We start from the raw sequence: 20,947 nt of genomic DNA, 5'->3' as shown, positions 1-20,947 counted from the left end.
GCCTTACCCGGCCTACCCGTTCTCCCGTAGGCCCGGTAAGCGCAGCGACACCGGGCAAGGGTTTAACCGGAAATCTGCTCCATCGCCTGCAGGATACGCTTATCCGAAATCGGATACGGCGTACCGAGCTGCTGGGCAAAGAAGCTGACGCGCAGCTCCTCGATCATCCAGCGGATCGCCTGCACGTCTTCATCGTCGCGGCGCGCTGGCGGCAGCTTGTTCAGCCACTGCTGCCACGCCTGCTGCACGCTCTCCACTTTCAGCATCTGCGCACGGTCGCGGTGCGGGTCGATAGCCATTTTCTCCAGCCGTTTTTCAATCGCCTGCAGATAGCGCAGCGTATCGCCAAGACGATTGAATCCGTTGCCGGTGACAAAGCCGCGGTAAACCAGCCCCGCCATCTGCGCCTTCACGTCAGACAGCCCCAGCGCCATGGTCATATCCACGCGCCCTTTCAGACGCTTGTTGATATTGAACACGGTGGTGAGGATCTGCTCGACCTGTTTGGCAATCTCCACCACGGTGTCGTTCAGCTCCGCGCGCACCTTTTCATGCAGCTGGGCAAAGCCCTCTTCCGTCCAGACCGGGCCGCCCGCCTCGTGGATCAGTTTGTCCACGCCGCAGGAGATGCAGTCGTCAATCAGATCCAGCACTTTGCCGTACGGGTTAAAGTAGAGCCCCAGCTTGGCCTTGTTCGGCAGCTTCTCATGCAGATACTTGATCGGCGACGGGATGTTGAGCAGCAGCAGGCGACGCAGCCCGCGCCACATCATCTGCTGCTGTTCCTGCGGGTTATCAAACAGTTTGATCGCCACGCTGTCGCGCTCGTCCACCAGCGCAGGCCAGGCTTTCACCTTATAGTTGCCGCGCTTCTGCTCGTAGCTTTCCGGAAGCTGGCCAAAGCTCCAGATGTGCAGCCCGCTCTGCTCGATGCCGTCGTCGGCCACCGCAGACAGCGTCTCCTGGACTTTGCCTTTCAGCGCCTCTTTCAGCTCGCTCAGGGAACGCCCTTCCAGCAGCTTTTTATTTTTATCGTCCACCACGCGGAAGCTGATTTTCAGGTGATCGGGCACCTGATCCCAGTTCCAGTCGTCGCGGTCGATGGTCGTTCCGGTCATTCGGCGGAACTCACGCTCCAGCGCGTCCAGCAGCGGCAGCTCCAGCGGTGTGACGCGGCCCAAAAACGCTTCCGCGTAGTTTGGCGCAGGCACAAAGTTGCGGCGAACCGGTTTCGGCAGGGATTTGATCAGCGCAATCACCAGCTCGCGACGCAGGCCGGGGATTTGCCACTCGAACCCGCTCTCATCCACCTGGTTTAACAGCGGCAGCGGAATGTGGACGGTCACGCCGTCCGCGTCTGCCCCCGGCTCAAACTGATAGGTCAGACGCAGCTTGAGGTTGCCCTGATGCCAGAAGTTCGGGTAGTCGAGTTTGCTGACCGACTCCGCGCCTTCTTTAATCAGCATGCTCTTTTCAAAGTTGAGCAGGTCCGGCGTCTCTTTGCTGGCCTTCTTCCACCAGCTGTCGAAATGGCGAGCGGAGATGACGTCGTGGCTGATGCGCTGGTCATAAAACTCGAACAGCGCTTCATCATCCACCAGAATGTCGCGGCGGCGCGATTTATGCTCCAGCTCTTCCACTTCAGCACGCAGCTTCAGGTTTTCACGGAAGAAGGCGTGCCGCGTCTGCCAGTCGCCCTCCACCAGCGCGTGGCGGATAAACAGCTCGCGGCACAGGGCAGGATCGATCTGACTGTAGTTGACCTTACGCGCGGCGACGACCGGCAGGCCGTAAACGGTCACTTTTTCGGTCGCCATCACCGCGCCCTGCGCGCGCTCCCAGTGCGGTTCACTGTACGAGCGCTTAAGCAGATGCTGCGCCACCGGCTCCACCCATTCCGGATCGATACGCGCGGCAATGCGTCCCCACAGGCGGCTGGTTTCCACCAGCTCCGCGACCATGGTCCACTTTGGCGGCTTCTTGAACAGGCCGGAACCGGGGAAGATGGAGAAACGGGCGTTACGCGCGCCGGTATACTCCTGCTTCTCGGCATCCTTCATCCCTATGTGGGACAGCAGGCCGGTCAGCAGCGCGATATGGATTTCGCGGTACTCCGCCGGTTCGCTGTTGACCGGAATGCCCAGCTCTTTCACCACCTGGCGCAGCTGGGTGTAGATATCCTGCCACTCGCGCACGCGCAGATAGTTGAGGAAATCTACGCGGCACTGACGGCGGAACTGATTCGAGGAGAGCGCCTTCTGCTGCTCGCCGAGGTAGTTCCACAGGTTCACAAAGGCGAGGAAATCGGACTCTTTATCGTGGAAGCGGCGGTGCTTTTCGTCCGACGCCTGCTGTTTGTCCATTGGACGCTCGCGCGGATCCTGAATGGAGAGCGCCGAGGTAATGATCATCGCCTCGCGCACGCAGCCGTGCTTTTGCGCTTCCAGCACCATGCGTGCCAGACGCGGGTCGACCGGCAGCTGGCTGAGCTGGCGACCCAGCGGCGTCAGTTTGTAGACCGTCGCCTGCTCGTCGGTGGTGATCGCCCCGAGCTCTTCCAGCAGACGCACGCCGTCCTGAATGTTGCGTTTGTCCGGCGCTTCGACGAACGGAAACGCCGCGATGTCGCCCAGCCCCAGGGCGGTCATCTGCAGGATAACGGACGCCAGGTTGGTGCGCAGAATTTCCGGGTCGGTAAACTCCGGGCGCGACAGGAAATCGTCTTCGGAATAGAGACGAATACAGATCCCTTCCGACACGCGGCCACAGCGGCCCTTACGCTGGTTAGCAGACGCCTGCGAAACGGGCTCAATCGGCAGCCGCTGAACCTTGGTACGGTAGCTGTAGCGGCTGATGCGCGCCGTACCCGGATCGATCACGTATTTAATGCCCGGCACGGTCAGCGAGGTTTCCGCCACGTTGGTCGCCAGGACGATGCGGCGTCCGCTGTGCGGCTGGAAGACGCGGTTCTGCTCGCTGTTGGACAGGCGGGCATACAGCGGCAGGATCTCGGTGTGGCGCAGGTCGCGCTTGCTGAGCGCATCGGCGGTATCGCGGATTTCGCGTTCGCCGCTCATGAAGATCAGAATGTCGCCCGCGCTTTCGTTACCCAGCTCGTCAACGGCATCGAAGATGGCCTGCAGCTGGTCGCGCTCGGTATCATCCGCCTCTTCCACAATCGGGCGATAGCGCACTTCCACGGGATACGTGCGACCTGACACCTCGATAATCGGCGCATTGTTGAAGTGCTTCGAGAAGCGCTCCGGATCGATGGTCGCGGAGGTGATGATCACTTTCAGATCCGGGCGACGCGGCAGCAGTTCTTTCAGGTAGCCGAGCAGGAAGTCGATGTTCAGGCTGCGCTCGTGCGCTTCATCAATGATGATGGTGTCATACTGCATCAGCAGGCGATCCTGCTGGATTTCCGCCAGCAGAATACCGTCGGTCATCAGTTTGACCATGGTGTTGTCGCTAACGTGATCGCTGAAACGGACCTTGTAGCCGATGCAGCCGCCCGGCTCCGTCTGCAGCTCTTCGGCAATACGGTTGGCAACGGTGCGCGCCGCCAGACGACGCGGCTGGGTGTGGCCAATCAGGCCTTTGATCCCGCGGCCCAGCTCCATACAGATTTTCGGCAGCTGGGTGGTTTTCCCCGAACCGGTTTCACCCGCGACAATCACCACCTGGTGGTCACGGACGGCCTCAAGAATGTCCTGTTTCTTCTGGCTGACGGGCAGGTTTTCCGGGTAGGTAATCGCCGGGCGCGCAGCTTCGCGCAGCACAACCTTCCCTGCTGCCTGTTCAATCTCTTTCGCCATCTCCTGGTAAATGGCCTGTTGTGCATCAGGATTTTTAACCTTCTTGACGCCGTGCAGACGGCGGGCGAAGCGCTGTTTGTCGCGCAGCGTCAGAGAATCGAGCTGTTGCAGGAGCATCGGGAAGGTGAATTTTTGTTGTTCTGTCATAGCGTTAAAGGGCAGTACACGCCCTGATAAACTCTCTTTTTAATGATTGCTATAGAGTACCACACTGACGCCTTTCGCGCCTTATTCAAAAAATTCGAACATAGGCTTCGATATATTGCGCTATCTCTGTGGCAGGATTGTGAATAGAGTGTCAACAAGCAACGGGGCAACCCCCTTCAATCAAATGCAACAACAGGAATCACCCATGAGCAAAGTATTAGTTTTGAAATCCAGTATTCTGGCAGGGTACTCTCAGTCTGGTCAGCTGTCTGATTACTTCGTTGAACAGTGGCGTGAACAGCATTCTGCCGACGAAATCACCGTGCGTGACCTGGCTGCAAACCCAATTCCTGTGCTGGATGGCGAGCTGGTTGGCGCGCTGCGCCCAAGCGATGCACCGCTGTCTCCACGCCAGCAGGAAGCGCTGGCTCTGTCCGACGAGCTGATTGCTGAGCTGCAGGCGCATGACGTCATCGTCATCAACGCCCCAATGTACAACTTCAACATCCCAACCCAGCTGAAGAACTACTTCGACCTGGTGGCGCGCGCTGGCGTAACCTTCCGTTACACCGAGAACGGCCCGGAAGGTCTGGTGAAAGGCAAGCGTGCGATCGTACTGACCAGCCGTGGCGGTATCCATAAAGACACCCCAACCGACCTGGTTGCACCGTACCTGAGCCTGTTCCTGGGCTTCATCGGCATCACTGACGTGAACTTCGTGTTCGCGGAAGGTATCGCTTACGGTCCAGAAGTGGCGACCAAAGCGCAGACCGACGCGAAAGCCGCCATCGACAGCCTGGTTGCAGCGTAAGACTTCACCCTCTCACCGTCCGGTGGGAGGGTTTTTCTTTTCCCCGCATTTCGTTATCATCCGCTCCCACTCTCCAGCCGGGCGGCCTGATGTCTGCGATTATTGATTCTTTTATTGCCCCACCGTGTCACGATGACATTCAGATCCTCTGGCAGGATGAACATCTGCTGCTGATCGACAAGCCTTCCGGCCTGCTCAGCCTCTCGGGCAAAAATCCGCAAAACCTTGATTCCGTCCATTATCGTCTGGTCCAGACGTTCCCGGGCTGCACGCTGGTGCACCGTCTGGATTTTGGTACGTCCGGGCTGATGGTGGTTGCGCGCAATAAGGCCATCAACGCGGCACTGTGCCAGCAGTTTAGCCAGCGCAACGTGGAGAAAGTCTACTGCGCCCTGCTTTGCGGCCACGTGGAAAATGATGAAGGGGTCATTGATGCGCCGATTGCCAAAGACCCGGCGCTGTTCCCGCTGATGTCGATCTGCGCCATTACCGGGAAACCCGCCCGCTCCCGCTACCAGGTTGTGGAACGGTTTTATCAGGGGGCGGGATTACCGTTAACACGGGTGAAACTGATCCCGGAGACCGGGCGAACCCATCAGCTGCGTATTCACTGCCAGCAACTGGGGCACTCGATTCTGGGGTGCGATCTGTATGGCGGTCTTGACGTGCCGGGTGCTGAGGAAGCGCCCCGGCTGATGCTGCATGCCTGCGAGCTGAATTTTATTCATCCCGTGAGCGGCGAGCCGGTTAACGCCCGTCACGCCGCCCCGTTCTGAACGCGGTTTACCACATCAAATCGTCAGGGATTTTGAAGTCCGCGTACGGATCGTCTTCGTCCTGCTCTTCCTGGCTGAGCGCGCTATTTAACACGATGCTGTCGGCATCGCGCTGGGCAATTTTATCGGCCACCACTGCCGGAATGATCGCGTAGTCGCAGTCACCGTTAGCATTGAGCACCAGGCGAGCAATCGCCAGACGGCCGTTGATCAGCTGGGTCTGCGTTTGCTTATCGACTTCAATCTTTTTAATCAGCGTACCGTCGGTAAAGTTAAAGCTGATGTTGCCTTTCGCCACGGTGATGCGGTTCATCTCAATCAGCTGCTTCACCTGCGCCTTAAACTCTTTCGCCAGCACGGCCTGCTTCTGCTGCTCGCTCAGCAGCTTATCACGCTCGATCTGCGCCTTCTTGTTCTCTTCTACCGCTTCCCGAGCCTCACGCGCCTGAACGCGTGATTTCTTTGCCGTACGCTGCACTTTCGCCGCTTTCTTGCTGCTGACGAGGCCCGCTTTCAGCATCTGCTCTTGTAAGGTGAGTTTTGTCATGATTGTTTCTAAACCGGTTGGAAATTTTGGGGATTATAGCGGGAATTGCAGAGCGTGTGCCAGAGCAGTAGGCATGGCGTTTTGCTGCCGGAGTCTGGTTCATTCTTCATGCAGCTTCTACGAATGGTAATGCGTGAATAGTGGTTAAAAATCACCAGGTCATTTTCTTAAAAAATGAGCCGTTCATAAATATGATGTGAGGTTTATATCTGTACCCACTACAGGCGTTGGCATATTCATAGCGCATTTCAGGAGACTGTAATTTACATTTTTTGTCTGCTTCTATTCATGATCAGCACTGAATTGTTGAATATTCACTGTGTTCATCGGTTGATTTTTAAACTGTCGAGGCGGAGAATCCACACAAAAATAAAGGATAAGGATTTCAGATGTTTCGACTCTACAGGTCACATGAAATAACACGGCGATTAGACCCTGAAGATTTTCAATATATTCTGACGCCTGCGGGCTCGCTGAGAGAGGCATGTATTTATTACGATCTCTCTTATGAAGCGAACGGTCACAGTCTTACTTTTGGTCTCCCCAAGAAAAAATATAGCGTATCCCCACATCAAAGACCGTATGAACGCAGGTATCGCAGCGACGCAGATCCCATTTATGACGAAGTAAAACACGAGCTGAAAATTGGTTGGCTTGTTGGTGTGGATACCTCCAGGCGCTGGAGCAGCGACCGGAACCCATTTTATATCGACAATAACGGCGAGCTAATTTTCACCCCTACTTCCTCATCGTGGCATGCATGGTATAAGGACGAAATCCTGAGTGCCTACCGGCACGTTATTGCCGATCGGCAAGGCAGGAAGCCTGCTCCTACTCAACGGATGCATTATGATTATTACGCGCCAACCACTGCACCGTCGGAGAAAACGCTGAACAATAAAGCTGTTGGTCGTCTGCTCGCCGCGGGTGGTATTTATAACGGCAATATTACAGGGTTTCATGAAACCGCGCTGCAGCTTGGCGGAGATGCTCCAGCAGGTTATGAGCAAGTCATGAACAACAAAGGGTTAATCATTGCGAGCGCCTCCGTTGCAGCAGGATTAACAATGGGCAGGTTAAATCCTTTAAGCGAAATAGATGAAATATCGGGGTTCAGTAAAATACCAGCACTTGAGAGCCCATATGTAAAAGGTTTCACCTCTCAGAGCGGCACACTAGTAAATGCTGAACACGCGGTTGTCGACCCGAAAAAACTCGCGGCTTATGCTTTAGATTCAACACATCCTACTGGAGGACACAAAGCCCGAGTGTTTGAGTCAGCGCTGGGATACAACCCAACTAATGCAGATGTTTTAGCCGCAAGAATTCAGGAAGGCATATTATTGGCCCCAGCAAAAGTGTTACAGGCAAATAGTTACGGTCAAACAATGGCTGTCGAAATGCCCATTTTAGGTGTCAACGGTGAAACAGCGATCGTGCGTACTGGCTGGATGTATGAAACAGACGCGTTAGTTCCTCGCCTGACAACCCTATTCGTTAAATGAGAAAATACAAATGAAAAGAGCCGAATTAGACGTTGTGGTTTTAGGAGAGGATTTACCGAATGAAGGGCTGGTAAAGGGGACTATTGGTACGATTGTTATGGTGTTCAATACCCCGACGCTGGCCTATCTTGTCGAGTTTTGCGACGAAGAAGGAAGAACAATAGCAATGCCTGCTTTGCTTCCCGCTCAGTTGAAGAGTTATTTCACCCCAAATATCCTTAAAACATTGCTGGTTGACAATAATTTCCCCGTAGCGAACCCAGTAGATCCAGACGTAATAGCAGATTTGATGCGCAACGCCGCCCCTGCTGAATGGGATGCTCAGAAGAGAAGAGTTTACGAGGATATCCAACGCCTGATGATTAACCGGCGGGACTACTCTGGTATGTTCGCAATCATGGATGGGTTTGAGTATAACGGTTTGACGCTGTACAGCCTGGTGCAGGCGAAAAACGGTGAACCCGTATGGTCGAATATCTACATTCGAAACGTTGAAATACGTGACAACGACATCTATGTTGATCCAAACCTTACTGACAAGGTACTCATTGGTGAAGATGCTATGTCCGTGTTTGCCTACAACTTCAAAGATGACTGTTTCGAGATCCGTGATAAGGCATCTACCGAATTTGCCATTGAATCACATGTTAACTTCAGCGAATTGTTGTCCGCGCTGATTGATACAATGAACTGAAATCCGCAACATCCATTGCTGGTTGTAATTGCAACCAGCCTATTTCTTCCCAGCGCCGCCCGAACAATCACGAAGCAGATAACCATCGCAGTCCGTTCATGAACTTCCCTCATGTTGCATTGAAATTAAGTCACTTCCCCTGCGCCGCGGGCTCAGGCATAAATTATGCATTGGTAACTTCTTAGCAACATGAACTTAGGATGCATAACCACAATGAGCAAAGCTTTCACATATACCCTTAAGCGCAGTTGCTTCGATGAGAATTACAACCCGTCAGAAAATACGCGTACGACCACCAACTTCGCCAACCTGGCCCGCGGGGAAAAGCGTCAGGAGAACCTGCGCAATACCCTGGTGATGATCAACAACCGCTTTAACGCTTTAGCGCGCTGGGATAACCCAAACGCCGATCGCTATGCGGTTGAGCTTGAGATCATCTCTGTCGATTTGAATATTGGCGCGGAAAAGCCGTTCCCGGCCATTGAGATACTGCAAACCACCATTGTCGACAAGAAAAACAACCAGCGTATCCCTGGCATTGTCGGGAATAACTTCTCGTCTTACGTGCGGGATTATGATTTCAGCGTCCTGCTGCTGGAGCACAACAAGAACCAGCAGCACTTCAGCATTCCGGAAAAATTTGGCGAACTGCACGGCAATATCTTCCGCCATTTTGTGAGTTCACCGGAATACAAAGAGAACTTCACAAAAGGACCGGTGATTTGCCTGAGCGTCTCCAGCAAAGATATCTATCGCCGCACCGGTAACCAGCACCCCGTGCTGGGCGTTGAGTACCAGCCGGATGGCGAATCGCTTACGGAGCAGTACTTCGCGAAGATGGGCCTGAGCGTGCGCTACTTCATGCCGGAACACAGCGTGGCGCCGTTCGCGTTCTTCTTTACCGGGGATTTACTGAGCGACTACACCGATCTCGAACTGATCGCCACCATCAGCACGATGGAGACGTTCCAGAAGATCTATCGCCCGGAAATTTATAACGCCAACTCGGCGGCCGGACTGTGCTACCGACCGGATCTGAACCAACAGGATCACTCCTTAACCAAAATTGTGTATGACCGGGAAGAGCGAAGCCGTCTGGCGATTGAACAGGGTCGATTTACCGAAGAGTACTTCATTAAGCCTTACAAACACATTCTTGAGCAGTGGTCTGATAACTACACGCTTTAATACATCAAAAAAGGTCTTTTATTATGAAAACATTGCTCCCGACTTCAACGGCTGGCAGCCTGCCTAAGCCGACCTGGCTTGCGCAACCTGAAACGCTCTGGTCACCCTGGAAATTGCAGGATCAGGAACTGCTGGCAGGCAAGCAGGATGCGCTGCGCCTGTCTCTGGATGAGCAGATCCGCGCGGGAATCGATATCGTCAGCGACGGGGAACAGACCCGCCAGCATTTCGTCACCACCTTTATTGAACACCTGAGCGGCGTCGATTTTGAGAACCGCCAGACGGTGCGCATTCGTAACCGCTATGACGCGAGCGTGCCAACCGTGGTCTCCGCCGTCGCGCGCCAGAAACCGGTCTTCGTCGACGATGCAAAGTACCTGCGCCAGCTCACGGACAAGCCGATCAAATGGGCTCTGCCGGGGCCAATGACCATGATCGACACCCTGTACGACGCGCACTATAAAAGCCGAGAAAAGCTGGCCTGGGAATTCGCCAAAATCCTCAATCAGGAAGCGCGAGAGCTAGAGGCCGCAGGCGTGGATATTATCCAGTTCGATGAACCGGCGTTTAACGTCTTTTTTGATGAGGTCAACGACTGGGGCATCGCCGCGCTGGAGCGCGCCATTGAAGGGCTTAAGTGCGAGACCGCGGTCCACATCTGCTACGGCTACGGCATCAAGGCCAATACCGACTGGAAAAAGACGCTCGGATCCGAGTGGCGCCAGTACGAAGAGGCCTTCCCTAAGCTGCAGACCTCTAACATCGACATCATCTCCCTGGAGTGCCACAACTCTCGCGTGCCGATGGATCTGCTTGAGCTGATCCGCGGCAAAAAAGTGATGGTTGGCGCGATTGACGTAGCAACCAACACGGTTGAAACGCCGGAGGAAGTGGCCGATACGCTGCGTAAAGCGCTGCAGTTTGTTGACGCAGACAAGCTGTATCCGTCAACCAACTGCGGCATGGCTCCCCTCTCCCGTCAGGTGGCCAACGGCAAGCTGAGAGCCTTAAGCGCGGGCGCTGAGATTATCCGCAAAGAGCTTGGCGCGTAATCCCCTTACCTTTGCCAGTAAAGCGGCGTACCAAAACGCTCGACGTAATAATCAATGACCGCCCTGACGTTCAGGGGCGGATGTCGGGCATCGGGGTAGATCGCCGCGATCGCCTGCTGTTCCGTATTGATGGCACACTCCAGCGCGGGCAGGAGCGGAATCAGCTCACCGCGCTGGAGCGGCTCGCTCACCAGCCAGTCCGGAAACAGCACAATCCCCATCCCGCCCCGCGCCGCAGCCAGCAGCGCTTCCGCATTATTCGAGGTCATCAATGGCGTCACGGGATAGTGTATCCACGCCTCGCCCGCCCTGCGCAACAGCCAGCGATTAGGCCCTGACGATCCGCGATAGACAAGACAGTGATGGCGATTCAGATCGTCCGGCCCTTCAGGTGCACCGTGTCTACGCACGTAATCTGGCGACGCGGCCAGATGATACACCTGCTGCCCGAACACCCGCGCCCGAAACGAGGAGTCCGTCAGTACGCCAATGCGGAAGATAAGGTCTGCCGCATCCCGGTGGGGGTCAATAAAATCATCGGTCAACGTCAGCTCTACGTTCAGGCGGGGATAGCGTTCCGACAGGCCGGGAAGTCCTGGAGCTATATGCTTCTGGCCGAAAAACACCGGTCCGTTAATGCGGATCGCACCGGACGGTTCCAGCGCACGCGCGTCCAGCTCCCGGCGCGCCTCTTCCAGGTTTTCCGCCATTGACCGGGCGTAACGGATAAACAGATGACCGCTTTCCGTGGGAATGACGGCCCGCGTATTGCGATAGAAAAGCTGCTGCCCGAGCGCATCCTCAAGCTGGTGGATCACGCGCGATATCTGCGAGGCCGATATCCCCTGCCGCCGCGCCACGACGGAGAAGTTCTGCGCTTCATACACGTCGATAAAGATCAGAAGCGCGCGGATGTTGATGTTGCTGGCGTCAACCATTAATGCATTTCCCGCAAAGGTGTTTACTGCATTATGGCATTTTTCTCATTGAACAACCCACGTAATCTTCTTCGCCTGAAAACGGAGGAAGAAGAATGCAGTTTGTTTTGATTTTACTGGTGATTGCTGGCGGGATGGGCCTCTCCGTCGAGGCGGGACTGCTGGGACCACTGGGGGGAAAGGTCGGGGATTTATGGGCGACGTTCAGCATTTTTGGCGTCGGCGCCGCGCTAACATTTCTGCTGATGCTGTTTTTCAGCCCGCGCAACAGCCCGTCGTTTTTCGCACAGCCCGGCTGGCAGCTGCTCGGCGGCGTGCTCGGTCCGGTATACGTGGTCATCCTGACCGTGGCGACACCCACCATCGGCATCGCCATGACCATGATTGGCATTCTGGCCGGCCAGGTCTTTAAAAGCCTGATCATTGATCATTATGGTCTGCTGGGTTCGCCGCACAGGAAGATAAACGCAAAGCGCATTATTGCACTGGGGTTCATTATTGCGGCACTGGTTCTGGTCGCACAGGGGTAGCGTATGACACTGATTATGATTCTTCTGGCCGTCTGCGGCGGCGCAACGCTAAGCATTCAGGCCGCCATTAACGGCCAGCTCGGCAGCAGCGTGGGGGTATTTAAAAGCGCGTTTCTGACCTTCTCCGTCGGCGCGCTGGTGACCGCCCTGCTGATTTTCTTCTTTGAGCCTAAGCAGGCCGTCAGCCTGCTGGACGTGCCGAAATGGCAGCTTCTCGGGGCAATGTTTGGCGTGCCTTATATTGTGATTATGGTCGTGGCGGTGCAGCGCATCGGTACCGCCGTCGCCACGGTGGCGGTGATCTTTGGCCAGCTCGCCATGAGCATGTTGATTGATCACTTTGGCTGGCTGGGTAATCCCGCCATTTCGTTCTCGCCGAGTCGTCTGGGGGCGGTAGTCTGCCTGGGGATTGCGCTTGTCTTTATTTACTCGGGTAGTAAAACCCGCACCGACAGGACATGAGATCGCATCTTTCGGACTGAGGGCTCCCCAGAAAATTTTTACCGAAAGCGATTAAGTTTTTTTAAAGTGAAGCAATTACTTGCAGCCATGCCCTGGTCCGGCTGTAAATCGCCGAAGCGTTTCCGTAAGGCCGGGGCGAGGCGCAGGGATGCGCCGAGAGGGCGTGGCCTGCAGGGATGCAGGCTCATGCCCGACCCGATAGCCTGAAGGAATAAGCTGAGGGTACCGCGAAGCGGCGATTTACCGCCGGGAGCCCGGGTCGCCAGGGTGGTGGCGACTGAGCCACCCTGGCACGTTCACCGGTCATGTCGTTACAGAGTAGCAAGGAACATAAAGTGAACGGAAATACCACCTTAGCCGTATGTTCCCCTCACCCTAACCCTCTCCCCATAGGGGCGAGGGGATTGTTCACTGCTCGTATCATCACTCTTTACGGGTAAAGAACAGCGTCACCGTGGCGACGGTGACGCCCAGTTTCTTCATCTCGGTTTTATTAAACAGATGGTTCTCATCCTGCAGGTACATCCAGTCGTCAAAGTTCAGTAGCCAGGTACTGCCGTTGGCCTTCACGTTCATGCTGTAATGCCAGTTGAAGGCGTTGCCTGCGGCCTGCCCAGTCGCAACCCCTTCGATATCCCCCGCCGTGCCCTCGTAGCGATCGTTCCCCAGGCGCCGGATATGCCAGACTCGCTGTTGCTTCTCGCCGTCGTCGTAAACGAAGTGCTCGTTCAGGGTCAGCGTATCGCCGATAACGTCCCCGGTAATCTCAACGTGAAAACGTCGGATCTGCTTGCCGCTGCGATCCTGCACCATCCCCCACGCTTCGGTTTTGCCCTGGAAGAAGTGGAAGATATCCAGCCGCGGCTGCTGGTGGCGGTATTCGGTCACCTCCGTGCTACAGCCCGCCAGCAGCATCGTTAATGCCAGCACCATCATCAGGAAACGTTTCATTTTTGGCCTCCGATTAACTGCTGACGCAGCTCAGGATATTGCGTACGGGGAGCCAGCCAGATGGCCAGAAAACGGGTACTGAACGCTTCTGACTGGCGTGGTCCCAGGGGAATAAAGGTTTTCTGAAGGGTCGGATCGCGGTACCAGAACTGCCCCTGCTGGTCATCAAGGACAAACGCCAGCTGTGAGCCCGGTCGAACATCGGGCCACAGCGACCGGAGCATCCGCAGCCAGGCTTCGCTTTGCGGTTCCTGCGCAAGGATCCCCTGCGCCTGCCACTGGTCGCGGGTCGCCTCGACCAGCTCATCGCGATCGATGTCGCGCGCATAGGTAATTATCAGCGCCTGATCCTGGTTCTCCCGACCGTAACGCCCATCCGGCGTACGCAGCTGGGAGGTATAGACGGTGAACGGCCCCCAGGTGAGCGTGGCATCGCCCACCTTACGCCACGCCAGCCAGTCGGCGGCCTGGGCCGCAGGCATGGCGATCAGCCAAAGCAGCAAAATCGCAGCTCTCATTTTTGTCTCCCCATCAGCAGGTGGAAAAACAGCATCAACACCAGCCAACCCGGCGCCATCCAGCTGACGACGATAAAAGTCGGCTCCAGAAATGTGATGGCATCCAGCCGCTCGCCAATCAGGTACGCCACCGGGCCACCCACGGCGGCCAGCAGGGTCAGCAGCCAGCCGGGCAACGTGGTGGTGCGCGTAAGCTGCGTCCAGACGGTGGCGAACATCAGCCACAATGCCACCATCCATAGCGGCATCAGGGAGTCGCCCGTGAAGGCTATCAGTCCCGTCAGCGCCCAGAGCGTATCCAGCAAACTGCCTGCCGCGGCCAGCCCGATGGCGTAAAAACGGTATACAGACGGCAAGAGCAGGCACGCCAGGATCGCCAGCGCGAGCCAGATAATCAGGCCCTTTTCGCGAAAGAGCACCACCAGCGCCCAGTAAAGATCGAACGCGACGGCCAGCAGAAAGACCTGAAGATATCGTTTCATACGCGCTCGGCGGTCAGCTGCACCACACTGATGGTGCGGGCGTTAAACCCGGCTTCGCAGTAGCCAAAGTAGTACAGCCACATGCGACGAAACCGCTCATCAAAGCCGAGCTTTTCAATCTCCTGCCAGGCGTGGACAAAGCGCTGTCGCCAGTGCGCCAGCGTGCGGGCGTAGTCCGGCCCCATGTCGAACAGATTGCGCACCACGAAATCGGTGTGGCGCGTCATCAGATCGTTCATCGCGGTGATGCTCGGCAGAAAACCGCCGGGGAAAATGTAGCGCTGGATAAAATCGACGCTTTTGCTGTAGTCGCGATAGCGCTGGTCCTGAATGGTGATGGCCTGAATCGCCATGCGTCCTCCCGGGCGCAGCCGCGCCTGGCAGGTACGGAAGAATGTGGGCAGATAGCGCTGCCCGACGGCTTCAATCATCTCTATCGAGACCAGCTTGTCGTACTGCCCGGTGAGGTCGCGATAGTCGCAGAGCAGCACCTCGACCCGATCCTGCAGTCCGGCGCGGGCAATTCGTTCGGTCGCCCAGACGTATTGCTCCTGCGATAGCGTGGTGGTGGTCACCCGACAGCCATAATGACGGGCCGCGTATTCCGCCATCGCTCCCCAGCCAGTGCCAATTTCCAGCAGATGATCGCCCGGCTTCAGCGCCAGCTGTTCGCACAGACGTGCCATTTTGGCCTGCTGGGCCGCCGTGAGATCCTGCTCGTCCTCCGTAAACAAGGCGCTGGAATAGAGCAGATCCTTATCCAGAAAATGGGCATAGAAGGTGTTACCCAGATCGTAATGGGCGGCAATATTTTCACGCGCCTGCGCGCGGGAGTTTCGTCGCGTCCAGTGGCGTAGCCGCTCCAGCGGTCTGCCGAACAGGCGGAACCCGTTTTCCAGACGGCCAAGCACCTCGCCGTTGAGCGCCAGAAGTTCCAGTAGCGGCGTAAGGTGCGTAGTTTCCCATTCGCCGTCCATCCAGGCTTCTGCCGCGGCAAGGCTCCCGCCCGTTAGGACACGCCAGTAGACGCCGGGCGTGAGGATCTGCACGTCGGCATGCAGCGCGGAGGCTGACTCACCAAAATGAAAAGTCTGCGCCCCTTCTCGCAGCGTGAGCGAGCCGCCGCGGATACCGCTTAACAGACGAAAAAGCAGCCAGCGCGCAAGGCGCACGTTGCGCGGGATATCGGGTTCTAACGCAAAGACGGGATCGGTCATGAGCGTTCACTCCTGCTGACGGGATGGTTATACAGCGGCACGCGCTTGAGCCACAGGCGCAGCGCCTGCCAGTAAATGGCGAAAACGGTTTTGAGGGTCATAAGCGGGATACGCAGGAGCAGCGAACGCAGCGCGGGGCGCGTCAGAGGCTCCCGGCGCAGCGCCAGCGTGGCGTCGAACACCTTCGCCTCCTGATGATTTTCAATGTGCATATGCAGCGTGTTATCCGGGTCGTTGAAGCGCCAGTGGTAGATCATGTCCATCGGGTTGAAGGGGGAAACGTGAAACGCTTTTTCCGTGGGCTGGGCATGTTGCCCGTCGACCGCGTAATAATGACGCTCGTTCCACGGCGTGTTGCGGACCTCCGCCAGCAGCCAGCGCAGGGTACCCTTTCCGTCATAGCAGTAGTAAAAGTTGACCGGATTGAAATGGAACCCGAAATAGCGCAGCTGCGTCAGGAGCATGACCCGCCCGTCAGGACGTTCCCCGGTCAGGCTCTCCAGCCTGCTCAGCACGTTCTCTTTAAGCGGCGTGCCGAGCGGATAGTCCGCGTCATGGAAAGAGGCGGCAGCAAAGCGATTGCGCCGCACGCCGACGGACGCGAGCTGCGGCAGCTCATCGAGATCCAGCCAGGCCATAAACACGCTGTAGCGAAATTCATGGGTTTTCGGCTGCAGGCGGCGGTGGCGTAATACGCCGTGGTAAAGGCAGCTGTTCATCTCAGTTCCCCTCCCCGGCCGCTATCGCATTGACCACGTCCAGCGCGCTGCGCACCCCGTCCTCATGAAAACCGTTGTACCAGTAGGCTCCGCAGAACCAGCTCCGCCGGTGGCCGTTGATCTCGCCGCGCCGCGCCTGCGCCCGCCAGCTTTGCGGGTTAAACAGTGGATGTTCATAAACGAAGCGTTGCAGAACGAAGCGCTCATCCACCGGCGCGTCCGGGTTCAGGGTGACGCAGAACAGCGGGCTGCCCGCAGGCAGCCCCTGCAGGATATTCATGTTGTAGGTGACACAGGCGCTGGCCTGCGCCTGCTCGCTCAGGCGGTAGTTCCAGCTGGCCCAGGCGCGCGGCCGCACCGGCAGCCAGCACGGGTCGCTGTGCAACACAACCTCGTTGCGCTGCCAGCCGATATCGCCCAGCACCTCGCGCTCTGCGGTGGTCGGGTCGTCAAGCATGGCCAGCGCCTGAGCGGAGTGGCAGGCAAATATCACCTGATCGAAGGTATGGCTGCCGTTTTCGAGCTGGAGCGTGACCCCGCGCTCGTGGCGGCTCACCCGCTGAACCGGCGAATTGAGATGCAGCGTCAGCCGATCCCCCAATTTGTCCCGCATCGCGCGGATATACTCCCGCGAGCCGCCCGGCACCACGTACCACTGCGGGCGATGAGTGATATCAAGCAGACCGTGGTTTTGGAAGAAACGTAAAAAGAGCGGCAGCGGGAAGCGCGTCATCTCCTGCAGCGACGATGACCAGATGGCGGCCCCCATCGGCAGAATGTAGTGGCGCGCAAAAAACGGCGTGAAGCCGTGCTGGTCCAGAAACGTCTGCAGCGTGGCGTTCGGATCCACCTCCCCGTCCAGCGCCTGTTTTGCCAGGCGGTTAAAGCGAACGATCTCGCCCAGCAGCCGCCAGAATGCCGGATTCACCAGGTTTCGACGCTGGGCAAACAGCGACGTCAGCGTGTGGCCGTTGTACTCAAACCCCGTCGCGGGGTCGTGCACCGAAAAGCTCATCTGCGTTTTTTGCCCGCTGATGCCCAGCTCGCTGAGCAGGCCCATAAAGCGCGGGTAGGTACGGTCGTTGTAGACGATAAACCCGGTATCGATCGCGTATGTACCCTGTGGCGTCGTCACGTCAACCGTTGCGGTATGGCCGCCCGGCGTCGATCCCGCTTCAAACAGGGTCACCTGATGGTGTCCGGCCAGCCGCCAGGCGCAGGTCAGCCCGGCAATGCCGCTGCCGATAATCGCAATATTCATGAACGCACCATCCTGCGCAGCAGCGTGCGCTGAAGAAACGCAGGCAGCCCGGAGAGCAGCCGCAAAATGAAGCCAAACCCGGACGGAAACGCGATGTGCATTTTCCCGGCCGCCAGTCCGATACGGATCGCCTTGACCGCCTCGTCGACGGTCACCCTGCCCGGCATGGCAAAATCGTTTTTTTGCGTCAGGGGCGTATCGACAAAGCCCGGAGAGACAACCGTGACGGCAATCCCTTTTGGCTCCCAGTCCAGGCGCAGGCTCTCGGCAAACCAGCTCAGCGCCGCTTTGGACGCGCCGTAGGCCTCTGCACGGGGAAAAGGCAGCCAGTGCGCCATCGAACTCACCAGCACCACACGGTTACCGGCAACCAGCTGCGATTGTAGCGCCTCAAGGCAGTTCACCGGCCCAAGGAAATTGGTGTTCATGACCCGCTCCACCAGCGCCGCATCCACCACGCCACCGTCGAGGTATTCGCAGGTACCCGCGCAGAGAATAATCAGGTCGGCGTAGCTGCCGGTCAGCGCCTGGCGACAGGCGTCCCTGTCCGTCATATCGAACAGGCGCACGGTGAGATTGGGACAGGTCTGATGCAGCGCTTCCAGACGCGCCGGATCGCGCCCGCAGGCAATCACATGGTAGCCGTCAGCAGAGAAGGATTTCGCCAGCCCGGCGCCAATCCCCGAGCTTGCGCCGGTAATCAACACCGTCTTCATGATTTCACCCTCCGCTTCACGCCGCGAACCGCCCAGCCCAGCAGAGGAAGATGTTCGTAGATCATCTCTCCCGCATCGTAGTAGTCCCGCTGGCGCGTGATGAGATCGTTTTCCGTCTCCACCACCGAGCACCCCGGCAGATCGAGCGGTTCGCCTCCGGCAATGCGCGGATGCGACCAGTGCATCACCCAGGTGACAACAAATCGATTCCCGCTGCACAGCGGCGGATCGATAGAAAAACGGCAGTTCTCGACGTTGGCCAGCAGATGGGTGAAATAGCGCTGAAGCGCAAAAATACCGTTGTGCTCACCGAAGGGATCGATAAGCGTGGCATTCGAATGATAAAGCCCCGCCAGCGCGGACGGCGGCTGGCTATCCAGTGCGGCGTAGTACTCGACAAACCGACTCACGACAGAGGGCAAAGTGCTCATGGGTCACATCCTGGCTGTAAACAACGTGGCGTAATCGCATAATTAAAACTTACACAATTAACGTTATTTGTCCAAGTTTGTGCGAATTTATTTTTTATTACACATAAATATCAATAAGTTGAAAGCTCATTCGGTTGAAGCTTTTGTAGGCCGGGTAAGGCATAGCCGCCACCCGACTTTCACTCACTTTCAGGTTATCCTTAAGGCAAATTCAGCGGTCATCTTCCAGGCTTATCCTTTTTATTCATAAGGATGCCTGACATGAAACGTTTCTTTCTCTCCCTGTTCTCAAGCCCGGAATCCTTACTGCAGGTGATGAGTCAGCAGGAAATTATTGAAGCCGTGGAAGATGGCGACCGCATCATCATCGACCAGGACGGGAACGCCTCGGTGAACTACAAGAGCAACGAGGTGCGGCAGGACTTTCTGCGTCACGTTAACGCGCTGAAGAGGGCCTGATATGGGAACGGCGATATTTATGGTGCTGATGGTCTGCGGGTACTGGTACACCAGCCGCGACCTGTCGACCCGCTTTAAAATCAAGCGTTCCTTCGGTTGGGATGTCTATTTTCTCGTTGCGCTTTACGGCTGTATTTTCGTTCTGCAAGGGGTGATTGCCACGGGGTTACTCTGGCTGCTGCTGCTTAGCCTTTCCGCCGCCAACAACGCTTTCCATTTTGCCTCACCGAAATACACCGACTGGCAAATCGACTTTATGAACTGGAGTTTTTTAGGCATTCAGGCGCCGGTGGTGGTAATGCTGGCGTTTGCCATCCTGTTTTGTCTCTACCGGTCTAACTGGGCAGGCAGTGCCAGGCTGGATGGCGAGAGTCGGAAAAAGCTCTACAAACGGCTTGCGCAGGCGAGCGGGATCGAGCAACTGCTCTATCAATGTATGGAGCAAGGCGAGCTGGCGCAGGTCACGCTCCGCTCGAGGCGGATATACGTGGGTATGATCCACACCGCGACGCTGGAATATGAAAAAACGGCCAATATCGTGCTGATCCCGATGTTGAGCGGGTACCGGGACGAGAAGACGATGAACCTGCGCATCGAGAATAATTACAGCCGGTGGTACGCCGAGCATGACATTACGCTCGACTCGGAACCCCGCAGCGCCATGTCATTCCGCAAGGTGATTTTACTCAATCAGATTGAGAGCATCTCGCTGTTCGATCCCGCCAGCGCCAGCGCGCTGTCGCTGGCACAGCGGGATGAGAGCCCTGGCCCTAAAGAGACATCCCCATAATTCTGAGTATGCTCTGCTGTGAGGCTGTTTCAAAAAGGACGTTCTTAATGCAGAGCATGCCCTGCTTCTGGTAGAACCGGTACGCTCCTGCGTTCTGCTCAAGCACTTCCAGCCAGAGATAGTCCTTTCCCCTGCTCCGGGCCATGTCGATAATTTTATTGAACATGTCCTGACCATAGTTCTTGCCGGTTTCGGCAGGATCGAGGTAGAGCTTGTTGAGGAGAACGCCCCTCTTGTCTGTTTCTGGAAGCATGGCGTCCCACGTCACTTTCATGAATCCCACTGGCCGATCGGTCTCTGCAACATACCAGGACACAGTGTTATCTATCAGGCTCTGTTCAAGTACAGAAACGGCGTACTCGCCGTCCAGAAAGGCCTTCATCTCGGCGTCGGATACCCACAGATGCTGAAAATGGGCGGGGTATATGCGGTATCCAAGTTCGCATACGAGCGCAGAATCGGCACCGCTGGCCTGTCGAATTCGAAGAGTCATGGAAGGTATCCCTGGTCATCACCCGCGTTGGGCATGTTGATAGAGGTCCCAGCGGTTGCCGTAAACATCTTCAAACACCACCACCATACCGTACTCTTCCTCACGAGGTTCTTCACAAAAATGAACGCCTTTTGCTTTCATGGCATGGTAATCGCGCCAAAAATCATCCGTCTGAAGGAACAGGAAAACTCGGCCACCGCATTGATTCCCGATAAAACCTTCCTGCCTCTCGTTAGACGCACGAGCCAGCAAAATATTGCAGTCGCTTTCCAGGTTGGGTGAGACGACTACCCAGCGTTTTCCCGGTTGGGGCGTATCCTCTACAAGGGTAAAACCCAGCTTGTCGGTGTAGTATTCAATGGCACGATCGTAGTCATCAACCACAATAGCCACGCAGCCGAGGCATCGTTTCTGTGTTCTCATTTCCGTTACCTTTACTCTA

General features: G+C 56.6%; 23 protein-coding genes. 10 read left to right on the top strand and 13 right to left on the bottom strand.

All coding sequences use genetic code 11. The features are described from left to right. Positions 1–62: 62 nt before the first annotated feature. Positions 63–3,965 (bottom strand): ATP-dependent RNA helicase HrpA, encoded by a 3,903-nt coding sequence (gene hrpA, locus V1572_RS13445; protein ID WP_048223098.1) that lies wholly within the window; start codon positions 3,963–3,965, stop codon positions 63–65. Positions 3,966–4,170: 205 nt separating this feature from the next. Here hrpA and azoR point away from each other — a divergent pair, with 205 nt between their 5' ends. Beyond that, the gene (gene azoR, locus V1572_RS13440) at positions 4,171–4,776 is read left to right on the top strand and encodes an FMN-dependent NADH-azoreductase (protein WP_008502313.1); all 606 of its coding nucleotides are present in this window, start codon (positions 4,171–4,173) and stop codon (positions 4,774–4,776) included. An 89-nt stretch (positions 4,777–4,865) separates the two neighbouring features. Continuing rightward, positions 4,866–5,552 carry an RluA family pseudouridine synthase gene (locus V1572_RS13435; protein ID WP_223540453.1) on the top strand — a complete coding sequence of 229 codons (687 nt, stop codon included), beginning with the start codon at positions 4,866–4,868 and terminating at the stop codon, positions 5,550–5,552. 7 nt (positions 5,553–5,559) lie between these two features. On the opposite strand, the gene V1572_RS13430 is transcribed toward V1572_RS13435, so the two are convergent. Continuing rightward, positions 5,560–6,099, bottom strand: coding sequence for a DUF2058 domain-containing protein (locus tag V1572_RS13430; protein ID WP_128302211.1), 540 nt, complete (start codon positions 6,097–6,099; stop codon positions 5,560–5,562). Positions 6,100–6,488: 389 nt separating this feature from the next. Between V1572_RS13430 and V1572_RS13425 the strand changes: the two genes are divergently transcribed. From V1572_RS13425 to V1572_RS13410, 4 genes are all read left to right on the top strand, one after another. Beyond that, complete coding sequence (locus V1572_RS13425; RefSeq protein WP_395299208.1) at positions 6,489–7,604, top strand: DUF6883 domain-containing protein; 1,116 nt, start codon at positions 6,489–6,491, stop codon at positions 7,602–7,604. Between the two features lie 10 nt (positions 7,605–7,614). Beyond that, complete coding sequence (locus tag V1572_RS13420; protein WP_223540451.1) at positions 7,615–8,298, top strand: YrhA family protein; 684 nt, start codon at positions 7,615–7,617, stop codon at positions 8,296–8,298. A gap of 213 nt (positions 8,299–8,511) precedes the next feature. After that, a complete protein-coding gene (locus tag V1572_RS13415; protein ID WP_021241378.1) occupies positions 8,512–9,486 on the top strand; it encodes a DUF1852 domain-containing protein in 975 nt (324 codons plus the stop codon). Between the two features lie 23 nt (positions 9,487–9,509). Next, positions 9,510–10,538, top strand: coding sequence for a methionine synthase (locus tag V1572_RS13410; protein ID WP_048030571.1), 1,029 nt, complete (start codon positions 9,510–9,512; stop codon positions 10,536–10,538). A gap of 5 nt (positions 10,539–10,543) precedes the next feature. Here V1572_RS13410 and V1572_RS13405 read toward each other — a convergent pair whose 3' ends face one another. Beyond that, a complete protein-coding gene (locus tag V1572_RS13405) occupies positions 10,544–11,476 on the bottom strand; it encodes a LysR family transcriptional regulator (protein WP_223540450.1) in 933 nt (310 codons plus the stop codon). A gap of 95 nt (positions 11,477–11,571) precedes the next feature. On the opposite strand from V1572_RS13405, the gene V1572_RS13400 reads away from it, so the two are divergent. Both V1572_RS13400 and V1572_RS13395 read left to right on the top strand, forming a co-directional pair. Next, the gene (locus tag V1572_RS13400; protein WP_045910475.1) at positions 11,572–12,006 is read left to right on the top strand and encodes a DMT family transporter; all 435 of its coding nucleotides are present in this window, start codon (positions 11,572–11,574) and stop codon (positions 12,004–12,006) included. Between the two features lie 3 nt (positions 12,007–12,009). Further along, positions 12,010–12,468, top strand: coding sequence for a DMT family transporter (locus tag V1572_RS13395; protein ID WP_045910474.1), 459 nt, complete (start codon positions 12,010–12,012; stop codon positions 12,466–12,468). A gap of 423 nt (positions 12,469–12,891) precedes the next feature. Here the strand turns inward: V1572_RS13395 and V1572_RS13390 are convergent, their stop codons facing one another. Genes V1572_RS13390 through V1572_RS13355 form a run of 8 tightly spaced genes read right to left on the bottom strand, consistent with a single transcriptional unit; the run spans position 12,892 to position 18,763 of the window. Further along, positions 12,892–13,419, bottom strand: coding sequence for a DUF3833 domain-containing protein (locus V1572_RS13390; protein ID WP_395299207.1), 528 nt, complete (start codon positions 13,417–13,419; stop codon positions 12,892–12,894). Further along, positions 13,416–13,937, bottom strand: a complete 522-nt coding sequence (locus V1572_RS13385; protein WP_048030580.1) for a hypothetical protein — start codon at positions 13,935–13,937, stop codon at positions 13,416–13,418. The genes V1572_RS13390 and V1572_RS13385 overlap by 4 nt, the downstream gene beginning before the upstream one ends. After that, positions 13,934–14,419 carry a DUF2878 domain-containing protein gene (locus V1572_RS13380; protein ID WP_069719274.1) on the bottom strand — a complete coding sequence of 162 codons (486 nt, stop codon included), beginning with the start codon at positions 14,417–14,419 and terminating at the stop codon, positions 13,934–13,936. The genes V1572_RS13385 and V1572_RS13380 overlap by 4 nt, the downstream gene beginning before the upstream one ends. Next, a complete protein-coding gene (locus V1572_RS13375; RefSeq protein ID WP_395299206.1) occupies positions 14,416–15,636 on the bottom strand; it encodes a class I SAM-dependent methyltransferase in 1,221 nt (406 codons plus the stop codon). Before V1572_RS13375 ends, V1572_RS13380 begins: the two co-directional genes overlap by 4 nt. After that, entirely contained in the window at positions 15,633–16,355 is a 723-nt protein-coding gene (locus V1572_RS13370) for a DUF1365 domain-containing protein (protein ID WP_395299205.1), read from the bottom strand. Before V1572_RS13370 ends, V1572_RS13375 begins: the two co-directional genes overlap by 4 nt. A 1-nt stretch (position 16,356) precedes the next feature. After that, complete coding sequence (locus V1572_RS13365) at positions 16,357–17,616, bottom strand: NAD(P)/FAD-dependent oxidoreductase (RefSeq protein ID WP_395299204.1); 1,260 nt, start codon at positions 17,614–17,616, stop codon at positions 16,357–16,359. Further along, entirely contained in the window at positions 17,613–18,332 is a 720-nt protein-coding gene (locus tag V1572_RS13360; protein WP_167210484.1) for an SDR family NAD(P)-dependent oxidoreductase, read from the bottom strand. The genes V1572_RS13365 and V1572_RS13360 overlap by 4 nt, the downstream gene beginning before the upstream one ends. Beyond that, entirely contained in the window at positions 18,329–18,763 is a 435-nt protein-coding gene (locus V1572_RS13355) for a nuclear transport factor 2 family protein (protein WP_045910466.1), read from the bottom strand. The genes V1572_RS13360 and V1572_RS13355 overlap by 4 nt, the downstream gene beginning before the upstream one ends. 261 nt (positions 18,764–19,024) lie before the next feature. Between V1572_RS13355 and V1572_RS13350 the strand changes: the two genes are divergently transcribed. After that, the gene (locus tag V1572_RS13350) at positions 19,025–19,222 is read left to right on the top strand and encodes a hypothetical protein (protein ID WP_008502331.1); all 198 of its coding nucleotides are present in this window, start codon (positions 19,025–19,027) and stop codon (positions 19,220–19,222) included. A gap of 1 nt (position 19,223) precedes the next feature. Continuing rightward, complete coding sequence (locus V1572_RS13345; protein WP_045910465.1) at positions 19,224–20,012, top strand: hypothetical protein; 789 nt, start codon at positions 19,224–19,226, stop codon at positions 20,010–20,012. Here the strand turns inward: V1572_RS13345 and V1572_RS13340 are convergent. Together V1572_RS13340 and V1572_RS13335 are read right to left on the bottom strand one after the other, a co-directional pair. Next, positions 19,993–20,505 carry a GNAT family N-acetyltransferase gene (locus tag V1572_RS13340; protein WP_395299203.1) on the bottom strand — a complete coding sequence of 171 codons (513 nt, stop codon included), beginning with the start codon at positions 20,503–20,505 and terminating at the stop codon, positions 19,993–19,995. The genes V1572_RS13345 and V1572_RS13340 overlap by 20 nt on opposite strands. Positions 20,506–20,523: 18 nt before the next feature. Then, complete coding sequence (locus V1572_RS13335) at positions 20,524–20,928, bottom strand: VOC family protein (RefSeq protein WP_395299202.1); 405 nt, start codon at positions 20,926–20,928, stop codon at positions 20,524–20,526. Between the last annotated feature and the right edge of the window lie 19 nt (positions 20,929–20,947).

The sequence above is a fragment of the Enterobacter quasiroggenkampii genome (assembly GCF_043972695.1).
Taxonomy (GTDB): domain Bacteria; phylum Pseudomonadota; class Gammaproteobacteria; order Enterobacterales; family Enterobacteriaceae; genus Enterobacter; species Enterobacter quasiroggenkampii.
The sequence above is the reverse complement of the archived record's forward strand: the minus strand, read 5'-3'. Positions and strand labels throughout refer to the sequence as shown.